Origin of the sequence: Chamaesiphon sp. OTE_75_metabat_556 (assembly GCF_031378165.1) — a bacterium.
In the GTDB taxonomy this organism is placed as follows: Bacteria; Cyanobacteriota; Cyanobacteriia; order Cyanobacteriales; family Chamaesiphonaceae; genus Chamaesiphon.
In genome coordinates this window covers 23,109-32,935 of sequence record NZ_JANNDR010000144.1, presented here as the reverse complement: position 1 = coordinate 32,935, position 9,827 = coordinate 23,109, and the positions used below count along the sequence as shown (strand labels likewise).

The following is a 9,827-nucleotide window of genomic DNA, read 5'->3' as shown; positions in this document are numbered from 1 at the left end:
TAAAGAAAGTAAGGTAGGCGTTAAAACTAGACGACTCCAAGCCGGATGGGATGACAACTATCTTAAAACCGTGCTTAGTGCCTTAAACATTGTCACCTCCTAGCTCTTAGTAATTGTTACGAAACGTGTGCGGTTGCCCTGCTTTGCAGTTGGCGATGTAGATGGAGATGGGCGAGACGAAATCCTAATTGCTGGAGACGTAAATGGAGCTGTAGACATCTTCAACCAGTTTGGCACCCCGATCCGTTCGTTTGCTGCGAACTACACCATCGATGACGGCTTTGCAATCGAAGCCTTTAAAAAAGACAGTGATGGTGATGGCTTACTCGACGTTTGGGAAACAAATGGTTTTGATGCCAATGGAGATGGCAAAGTAGATGTGAATTTGCCTAGCTTGGGTGCCAATCCTCTGCGCAAAGACTTGTTTCTTGAGATTGATTGTCTTGTCAGCGATGGTAACGGTGACGGAGATCTATTGGATTCGACCGATCACTCGCATTGTCCTCTTCAAGGGGCAGTAAGAGATGTCGTTCAATCCTTTGCTAATGCGCCAGTATCAAATTCAGATGGTACGACGGGCATTCAGTTACATGTAGATACTGGTTCATTATATGGCTCCAATAATGTTATCAGCGTAGTTGGAACTGGTGGAATCACCGGAAACTTTGGTGATTTCGGTGGTGGTGGCAGCCAGATACCAGAAGCAGGAAATACAGTTATTGACTATGACGGTGCTGCCGGGAATCCAGCCACTAATTTCTATACGTTAAAGACTGCTAACTTTAACCCTCTACGTCAGTTAATCTTCCGCTATGGTTTATTTGCTCATCAAACTAACTTGAGAAGTGCGACAAATGATTGCACTAGTGGTTACGAAGAAGGTAGTCCGGCTAACGACTTTATGGTAACGCTTGGCGGAGTTGGGGCAGGAGGTAATGCGTGCTGGGGTGTCGATGCCAACAATTTCTCCATCGGCAGTCAAGCACAGCAGGCTGGCACCTTAATGCATGAGTTTGGTCATACACTTGGGTTTGCACATGGTGGTGGAGATGGAGTCAATAACAAACCTAATTATCTCAGCGTAATGAACTATGCATTTCAGATGTGTAGTGTACCGACTCAACCTGGAGTTTTACCAGGTCAGTGTGACTATTCCCGAGATGCTATAAATCTGATTGAGTCGAGCCTTGATGAGTGCGTGGGGTTTGATAATGGACTGTATGGATTTGGTTCAGCCAATTGGAATGGCAATACAATTCTCGAAGGGGTCACCAACTGCCAGCCCCCAAACAATAGTAATGTCTCAGCAGACATTAATGGTGATATGGCAACAACTTCCCTTGCTGGCTATGATGACTGGGACAAGCTTGTGTATAAATTCCGTGATCTAGCAAATGCAGCAAACGGTGTTTCTAGTCCTGTTCCTGCTGAAGCCGATCCAGACACCATCGAGAGATCGCGCCAAATTCTGTCAGAGCGGCTTCAGCCTATCTTACAGATAGAAAAGACAGGTCCCAAAGAGGCAATTATCGGTGAAACCCTTGCGTATACATTGAAAGTGAAAAATATCGGGAGAGGTCCAGCTCTTAATGTCGTTCTTAAAGATATCTTCCCCGATGGTTCCAATAAGAGTTTTGAACTAGAGACGATGCCAGTTGGTTCTGAAGCAGTTCGCAAAGTTCAGTTTACTGTTCCCTTAACCACTTTAAACGATACGACGTTAAAGAATATCTTAAAGGTTACTTATAAAGACATTGTTGGAAATGAAAAGACAGAAGAAAAGTCTTTGAATACAAGAATTATTCCGAAATTTGAGTATACAGCTAAGCTTATTTGTGGTTTGCAAAAAGATTCTAAAGATCTAAGCTTTACGAAAGGCGTTTATGCAACCTCAATCAATGTTCATAATCCAAACTATTTTAATGTGCCATTTTTCAAGAAGCTTGCCTTGGCATTTCCTACTGAAGAGAAAGAGCCAACTAGGGTCTTTCCCCTCTCTACAAATATGCTTCGATCCGATGAGGCAGCAACTATAGATTGTGTAGATATTAAAAATAAGCTATTCCCAGCAGGATTTCCAACGCCTTTAATAGAAGGATTTGTAGTAATTCAAAGTCGATCTAGCTTAGATGTAAACGCAGTCTATACAACTGCCAGTTTAGGCTGGTGGGGCAAAACGACAACTCATAGTAGTATTGATGTTGAGCGGATTCCCGAACGGAAGATCGAACTTGAGGTAAGTAAACCCGATCTTGTAGTTAGTAAAATTGAAAACCTTGATGTTGGCTGTCCAGAAGGGGCTGGAACTTGCGTCACATACGTAAGTGTAACAATCTCCAATATTGGGACAGCAGATGCCACGGCGTTTAATACAAAAGTGGTCTTTGACCCAGCGCAATCCTTAACCGTCAATCAGGCATTTCCTGGAGGCCTTGTGGCAGGTGCATCACAGTCATTTAGAATTAAGAGTCCTCGTGATGGAAACTGTTTTGATCCAGACTGTACAGTTTGCGTCACTGTAGATAATGAGGATGTTGTTTTGGAGTCCAATGAGGCTAATAATGAGCTTTGCGAATCCAAGTCAGGTTAACTGATCAGACGCTGCATCAAAGCAGTGTAGCAAGCATGGTAATGAGGAACCCTAACACTTCATTGGAGCGGAACGTAGTATTATATTACGGGTGATCAAACGGCATCGTCGTCCGCTCAACTCAAGGCCGTTACAGGGATCGCTCAGTGACATAGCTTTAGATTCTGGATTTGCGAATCGATCGGATCTCAATCGACATTTTACTAAACTAACTAGAATCGGGAGCATCCACTTTCGGACGAAACCTAAAACCTAAAACCTCAAGCCTAATTCAAAACATCATGTAAAGTATGCAATAAATTCTGAGTGCTGAAGGGTTTGGCCAAAAATGCTGTAATTATTTCCCCATGATAGAGATCGGCAATTTCATGGGCAGATAAGCCACTCATGACGATCGTGCAGACAGTCGGATCGATCGAGTGAAATTGGGCGATCGTGTCGCTAGTATCCCCGCCAGGCATCATATAATCTAGCAAAATCGTCTGAATCTGGTGATGGTGTTGGGTAAATAGCTCGATCGCTTGTTGACTGTTACTAGCTGTCAGGCTTTGATAACCATAAGATTCGATCGTCGTGCCGAGAATTTCCCGAATTGAGGGTTCGTCATCCACGATCAAAATCAGTTCGCCGTTACCAATTTGCATAGGCAAGATCGAATCGGTTGCCGACTCTAAGTGTGGTGCGCAATAGTCTCGTTCTTCGATAATTGCTGGTAAATAAAACCGAAACTGAGTGCCTCGATTGACTTGACTGGAGACGTCCACAAATCCTTGATGATTGTTGACGATCGTCCGCACTGTCGAAAGTCCCAATCCCGTCCCTTGCCCAATCGGCTTGGTGGTAAAAAATGGTTCAAAGATGCGCTCCATCAATTCCGGCTCGATGCCAATACCAGTATCGGCTACGGTGATGGCGACATACGCCTCGCCGAGCGAGTGAGGATGTAGTTGGCGATATTCATCATTCAAGATGATATTCTCTGCCATAATCGTCAATTCGCCCCCATCGGGCATCGCATCGCGAGCATTGATGCATAAGTTCATCAGAACTTGATGGAGTTCGGTGGCATCGGATGAGAGCGTCCACAGGTGGCTATTCTCGATCTGGAGGCTGACTGAGATCGATTTGGGAAAGGTTTGTCTGGCAATCTGTAAGACTTCTACGAGTAAGTGGCGCGGTTGAAAGACGGTATGTTCGCCAGCACCGCCTCGCGCAAAAGTGAGAATTTGGGCGACTAATTCTCGTCCGCGTTTGGAATTTTCTGCTAATGTTGCCAGTAGCCGCTGAGTGCGCTCGTCGAGATTTGGCAATCTCAATGGTAGCAATTCAGTAATAGCGACGATCGGCGTAAGAATGTTATTCAAATCGTGGGCGATGCCACTGGCTAACGTCCCTAAATTTTCGAGCCGTTGGGCGTGCAAAAATTGGCGTTCGAGGAGCTTCTGCTCGGTGATATCGGTATCGATCGTCAAAATCGATGGTGATGAGCCAGTAGTGGCGGCGATCAGATGCCAGCGACTGGCAACTATGACACTTTTGCCTTCGCGATTCAATAAGTGAAATTCGCCACTCCATTCGCCGCGATTGAGTGTGCGCGAGATTGCTGCTTGGTATTGCGGATCGTCGAGATGATAGAGCAAGTCTGTCGTCTGTCTGCCAATTGCTTTTGCGGCTGGCCAGCCATAGATCCGCTCGGCACTTCGATTCCAATATTTTATTTTGCCCTCGATCGACCACAACACGATCGTATCTGCGACCAAATCGAGGAGGATTGAATGCTCGCAACAAAGATAGTGCAATTCCTCAATTTGGGAAGGTACAACCGCTGCGATGTTGCCTAATGCCGATGGACTAATAATTTCCATGTCTGATTCGAGGTCTAAATACCTCACCCTCGATCGGCTTACCTCTCTAGGATAACTCTAGATTTAATTCCTAACCGGAAAATATTAAACAAATATTAAATAAATTGAGTTTTGGAATATTTATATGTTAGTCGATCTGACTGAATTTCGATTTGCGCCGAACCAACTCCAAATCTGAGCCGAGGGGTTGCCGTCACTACTCCAGTTGACTGGTGCGACGAACTCACCAAAAACCGCGCCCAGGGGATCTCCTCGGCGCGATTTCCATCGATAGTAATATTTCTAAATTTAACTAATATCAATCCTGGTGATCGCTGTCAGTATCAGGATTTAGGATCATGCCACTTAGTTACGGCCAAAACTTTCAAAGCGATGCTTACAAGTTTGTTTGTGGCAGCGGTAAGGATAGATATCAACCAAAGCTAGCATCCGCTCGGTGAGATCGACCCGCTGGGAGCGAGTAAGCGATGAACTACCGCATTTCGGGCATTTACGCTCGGCTTGAGCTTTGTAGAAGTGAGAAATCATCAGGATATATTAGGAGTCCGTGTATATACTGCTCATCTATTCTACCGAAGCCCAATCTCGTATCAGTACGCAAAATGTCTCTTTTATGACTAGCAATTGCCGACACTTAACACCAGAGCTGGCTGTTTCGTGGATAAATCAGCTAAATTGCTGATGATATTGACAATTCGCGATCGAACCCAAGTCAAAAATAAGTATTGGCAAAGATCGCTGCTTGGGTGCGATCGCGTAAATTTAGGCGGTTGAGGAGATTGGTAACGTGATTTTTGACTGTGCCTTCGGAGATGTACAGAGTCTGGGCAATTTCCCGATTATTGGCACCTTTGGCAATCAGTTTCAAGACTTCTAGCTCGCGAGGGGTTAGTTCGGCCAATGCGGGTGGTAAATTGGTGCCGTGCTGCTCTGCGTGCCGAGACATGATTTTGGCGAGCATCCCTGGTGCCAAATGGGTATAACCCCGATCGACCGCCCGAATGGCGGCGGCAATCTCTTCGGATGGTGTATCTTTGAGCAGATAGCCTTTGGCACCATACTCGATCGCCGCAGCGACATAAGTATCATCATCGAAGGTGGTCAACACCAGAATATTCACAGCGGGAAATTGCCGACAAATTTCCCGCGTGGCAGTCACGCCATCCATCACGGGCATCCGAATATCCATTAAGACGACATTGGGTGCGAGCGTTTTGACAGCTTCGATCGCGACTGCCCCATTTTCGGCTTCACCGACCACACACAAGTCAGGTTCGAGTTCCAGGAGAGCTTTTAACCCCTGTCGGATGAGATTTTGGTCGTCTACCAGGAGGAGAGTAATCATATTGACAGGAGGATAAGAGAAAGTAATGCTGTCAACCCCTACCGGAGCGGGTTTTGGTCGGCGGTGTTTATCTCGATCGAGGGAGTTAGATCGGTGTGGGGATCGCTATGATCGATGCAGATCGCTAAATTAGCGATCGCCGCACGCTTTTTTACACTTTTACGGAATCAGGTCGGGTTAAAATGTAGTCACTAACAGACCTGAATGGCCTCTAGATTGACTTTCTCTCTAAAAAGTTCCGCTAGCAGTTCTCAAGTTACTTAAATTAATTAAGATCCCGATCGCTAAACCCCGTCGTACCAGCAAGGAGCACCAGGCATGTCATTCAACTCTCAACCCAAACACCAACATCAATCTGAAGCTGAATTAATGGATGGTCTCTTGGCCGCATCGACAATTGAGTATCCCTGGAATCCTGCCGATCCCGATACCGCCGAATATTATGCTCAAACCGATCGTCATTTTAGTCTAGATGATTGGTCGGATGCCGAGATCGCCCAGAAATCGCAATCTTTGTACGCGCAAATTCAATCTGTCTGGGAGACACCAGCTCTGGGTGTTACTTTTAGTCCGCTAGCAGCACTAACAGCTAAATTTGGGGCGAGAGTTCCCCAGCAGTGGCTGGCCCAAATCGCGGCCAATGTCAGCAGTTTGGCCACCAGCCAGCTCGAACCAGTCGATCGATTGGTGGGTTCGGTGCAAGACCTGTTAGCGAATTGGGCGACTGAAGATCTGTTGTTGCTGGCTCGCCCCTATGCTTTTGCCATGCGCTGCGATCTGGGCGCGAACGATCCCGATCGAATCGTCAGACCGTTAGCATGGGCGGAATTGTCAGATCTAGAACGAGCAAAATTGACGATTCTTATTGCTCAAGAGGCGATCGATGCGCTCTAATTGCAGTTACCTCAAGTGGTGCGGCGAATAAATCTGTGAAATGGCGAATCTTACTTTCAATTTCTGCCCATTCTGCCGCTGCTTGCGATCCGGCCACGATGCCAGCCCCAGCGAATAATAATAAGCGATCGCGATCGACTAATCCCGATCGAATGGCGACGGCAAATTCAACACTATCGGAGCCAACCCAACCGACTGGTGCTGCATACCAGCCCCGCTCGAAGGGTTCTAATTCGCGGATTAGTGCCAAGGCTTGAGTGCGGGGAAAGCCACCGACTGCTGGGGTGGGATGGAGTTTTGGCAAGATCTCGGCATCAGTAAGATCGGCGGTTAAGGTTCCGAGGCACTGGGTATACAAGTGTTGAACTTTATGGAGTTTGAGAATTGTCGCCGCTGGATCGATCTCGACGGTATGACAGAGTTCGGTGAGGATCGTCCGTAAATTATTGACAACTAATTGATGCTCGTGCAGATCTTTAAGTGAATCGTGCAGATCTGCACCTAATTGACGATCGATATCTGCCAAGTGACTACGCGGACGAGTACCGGCGATTGCTTCGGTTTTGAGCACCCGATTTTGACGAGCATAAAGTCGTTCGGGAGAGGTACCAATAAATGCAGTATGGGCATCGATCTGAAAGCAAAAATGATAGCTCGACTGGTTTTGTGCCTGGAGCAATAGCAACAATAATTGGGGCTGAAGATCGGTGCTAAATGTCAGCGTTGATCGCCGCGCGAGGACGATTTTTTCGAGCTGAAGTGTGGAAAATTTGGCTAAGGCTAAGTTGACATTATGTTGCCATTCATTCCAGTTGGGTTGATCGGTACGGCTGATTTTTAAAGGTGGATCGATGGCGACTTCCTGTTGCGTGAAATCGAGTTGCCGCAACTCTACTAAAATTCGATCCAATGCTTGCAGCCATTGTGGGGAGAGGCGATTGGCGATAAAATTACAAGCAAAAAAAGTCTCGGTGCCATCCGTCCAAATTTCAAATCTGGGCATCACAAAGCGGTAATTACCAAATAATTGCCAACTCGGATCGAGCCAGAGATCGCGATCAAAACCGATCCCTCCGTAGTAACGAACATGCGGAAATAGGGGCGAGAGTTTTTGTCTTAATTGTCCGAAGATAATGGGATAATCGATCGGCACATGACCGGTGATCGTATCGATACTGCCAATTCCGGCAACAGTAAATTGACCTTGGCGATCGCACCAATAAGTTTTGACATCAGCAGTTTGGCGTGCTAGCCAAGTTAATGGTTCGAGTTGCGGAATCGATACATCTACCCGCACAACTTTTCCCGCCATTTCGAGCGGGAGATCGCGAGATTCGTATTTAAAAAAATTCTGAATCTGGGTGGCTATCTTCAGATAAAGATCCATTACGAACTCTGGTTGATGATGATTAATTGTCCTCCTCAGAGATAATGGGGGCAGGTAAGACACTAGCCACTGGGTTCTCCATGACGGGGTTCGAGGCTGGACTCAAAGCCGCGACGGCGACATTCCCAGGATTGACAATTCCACCCGAAATCACGACTTTAAACGCATCCTCGATCGACATGGTCAGATCCATGACGTCCTGCTCGGCCACAACCGCATACCAGCCAGTGGCGGGATTGGGTGTGGTGGGAATAAATAAGTTGAGCATCTTCTGGGGCATTTGGGACTGAATTTCACTATCGAGCGCACCTGTGACAAAGGCCAATGCCCAGATCCCTCGGCGGGGATATTCTACCAGTACCACCCGCCGAAATTTGTTACCCGAATCCCGTAGCAGGGTCTCTAACAATTGTTTGAGTGTTTTGTAAACTGCTCCCGCCAGGGGGATCGCCTGGAGCACGCGCTCGCCAACATCCAAGAGCCATTTACCCGCAATATTGCGCGCCATCAACCCGATGATGATGATAATCAGCAACGGTGCGGCGAGGCCGACTAGCAAGTTGAGAAAATAGACCAGGATCGGATCCAAGCCATCGAAGGGCGCAATCTGCTTGGGAATGCGAGTCAAAAAATTGACCACCCAGGTGGCCACATTGATCGACAGCCAGATCGTCGTAGCTAGCGGAATTACGACTAGCAACCCAGCAATTAAATCGTTCTTTAGATCCTGTTTAAAATGTTGGAACACAAATCTCCGACTTGATAGGACGATCGGTCGCGGTCGCACTCTTCATACTCATACTATACAAAGCTTTGTCAGATCTGGGGAGGGGGCAATTTGCGATCCGCCGGTTGTCAGTGCGATCGCGATTGAGTCGAGGTCAGGCGGCTAATTGCTAATTCCTACTTCAGGACGCGTCTCAATCCCGTCCAGCCGATCGTAATATAAGCAATTGCGAGCAAGAAACTGGCTAAACTAGTGCGAACGCCAGTTTGAATCATCCGCGTGCTGACTTGAGTTTCGCGTTTTTGTTTTTGGACTTGGAGATTTTGCTCGGCCTTTTGGGCGAATTTTTTGGGATCGGTGAGCAACAATTTATTGAGCTGGAGATTGGCCAGCCGTTCGCCTTGCGCTTGACCGCCAGCTAGCTCTTTATCGATCGCGACGAGCTGTTCTTTGACTTTATCCTTGCTCAGGGCATCGATTTGTTGGAGATTGCTTTTAATTCCTTGTTGGACTTGACTGGCTTCGTCGCCGATCTTTTTGAGATCTTGAGTTTTAAAGTCATTATTAGTAATCAACTGGAACGGAATAATCAGGATAAAGATCAACCCCAACAGACTCGCCAGCGAAAAAGTGCCAATTCTCCAGTTATTGCCTAGCTCGCCGCCATCTTCGGTCGAAACGATTTTAATCCAATCCCCTGCCACGACAAAAGCAATCCCCACTAATGGTAGTAGCCCGCGATCTACTAATTGACTGGTCGCGTACAGCCACCACCGACTGCCTTCTAATACCAAAGTTTCTGGTGGAAACCACAACATGAAAATCAGGTCGATCAGGGAGGATAAAATTAATACTGCACCTGCGGTTTTGAGCGCGAGGGGGGTCAGAAAACTACTAACGGTAGGTTGCATAGTCTAAATTATTGGGAAGTTAAGATGTTCACTCCGACCAGTGAGTGATGTGAATGTGCCAAGTGGAGGAGTTAAAAACTTAGATTATCTTGTTTTGGGTAAGTTCCC

General features: G+C 46.9%; 8 protein-coding genes. 2 read left to right on the top strand and 6 right to left on the bottom strand.

Annotated features, from left to right (window positions below; translation table 11 throughout):
- Positions 1 to 133 precede the first annotated feature (133 nt).
- Entirely contained in the window at positions 134 to 2,590 is a 2,457-nt protein-coding gene (locus tag RMO27_RS06295) for a CARDB domain-containing protein (protein ID WP_309730640.1), read from the top strand.
- Between the two features lie 266 nt (positions 2,591 to 2,856).
- On the opposite strand, the gene RMO27_RS06290 is transcribed toward RMO27_RS06295, so the two are convergent.
- The 3 genes from RMO27_RS06290 to RMO27_RS06280 form a co-directional block, all read right to left on the bottom strand.
- On the bottom strand, positions 2,857 to 4,455 hold the full coding sequence (locus RMO27_RS06290; RefSeq protein ID WP_309730638.1) for an ATP-binding protein: 1,599 nt from the start codon (positions 4,453 to 4,455) through the stop codon (positions 2,857 to 2,859).
- Positions 4,456 to 4,800: 345 nt separating this feature from the next.
- Positions 4,801 to 4,983: a hypothetical protein gene (locus RMO27_RS06285; RefSeq protein ID WP_309730636.1), complete on the bottom strand. Its 183-nt coding sequence runs from the start codon at positions 4,981 to 4,983 to the stop codon at positions 4,801 to 4,803.
- A gap of 184 nt (positions 4,984 to 5,167) precedes the next feature.
- The gene (locus RMO27_RS06280) at positions 5,168 to 5,800 is read right to left on the bottom strand and encodes a response regulator transcription factor (RefSeq protein WP_309730634.1); all 633 of its coding nucleotides are present in this window, start codon (positions 5,798 to 5,800) and stop codon (positions 5,168 to 5,170) included.
- 318 nt (positions 5,801 to 6,118) lie between these two features.
- Here RMO27_RS06280 and RMO27_RS06275 point away from each other — a divergent pair, with 318 nt between their 5' ends.
- On the top strand, positions 6,119 to 6,694 hold the full coding sequence (locus RMO27_RS06275; protein WP_309730632.1) for a hypothetical protein: 576 nt from the start codon (positions 6,119 to 6,121) through the stop codon (positions 6,692 to 6,694).
- On the opposite strand, the gene RMO27_RS06270 is transcribed toward RMO27_RS06275, so the two are convergent.
- From RMO27_RS06270 to RMO27_RS06260, 3 genes are all read right to left on the bottom strand, one after another.
- Complete coding sequence (locus RMO27_RS06270) at positions 6,663 to 8,081, bottom strand: isochorismate synthase (protein WP_309730630.1); 1,419 nt, start codon at positions 8,079 to 8,081, stop codon at positions 6,663 to 6,665. The two genes, RMO27_RS06275 and RMO27_RS06270, sit on opposite strands and share 32 nt — an antisense overlap.
- Positions 8,082 to 8,103: 22 nt before the next feature.
- A complete protein-coding gene (locus RMO27_RS06265) occupies positions 8,104 to 8,829 on the bottom strand; it encodes a DUF502 domain-containing protein (protein WP_309730627.1) in 726 nt (241 codons plus the stop codon).
- A 155-nt stretch (positions 8,830 to 8,984) separates the two neighbouring features.
- Positions 8,985 to 9,719, bottom strand: coding sequence for an HpsJ family protein (locus tag RMO27_RS06260; protein WP_309730625.1), 735 nt, complete (start codon positions 9,717 to 9,719; stop codon positions 8,985 to 8,987).
- Between the last annotated feature and the right edge of the window lie 108 nt (positions 9,720 to 9,827).

Excerpts from the sequence above, each read along its gene's own strand:
- RMO27_RS06290 (WP_309730638.1), bottom strand. The coding sequence starts at position 4,455 with ATGGAAATTATTAGTCCATCGGCATTAGGCAACATCGCAGCGGTTGTA.
- RMO27_RS06285 (WP_309730636.1), bottom strand. The coding sequence starts at position 4,983 with ATGATTTCTCACTTCTACAAAGCTCAAGCCGAGCGTAAATGCCCGAAA.
- RMO27_RS06280 (WP_309730634.1), bottom strand. The coding sequence starts at position 5,800 with ATGATTACTCTCCTCCTGGTAGACGACCAAAATCTCATCCGACAGGGG.
- RMO27_RS06275 (WP_309730632.1), top strand. The coding sequence starts at position 6,119 with ATGTCATTCAACTCTCAACCCAAACACCAACATCAATCTGAAGCTGAA.
- RMO27_RS06270 (WP_309730630.1), bottom strand. The coding sequence starts at position 8,081 with ATGGATCTTTATCTGAAGATAGCCACCCAGATTCAGAATTTTTTTAAA.
- RMO27_RS06260 (WP_309730625.1), bottom strand. The coding sequence starts at position 9,719 with ATGCAACCTACCGTTAGTAGTTTTCTGACCCCCCTCGCGCTCAAAACC.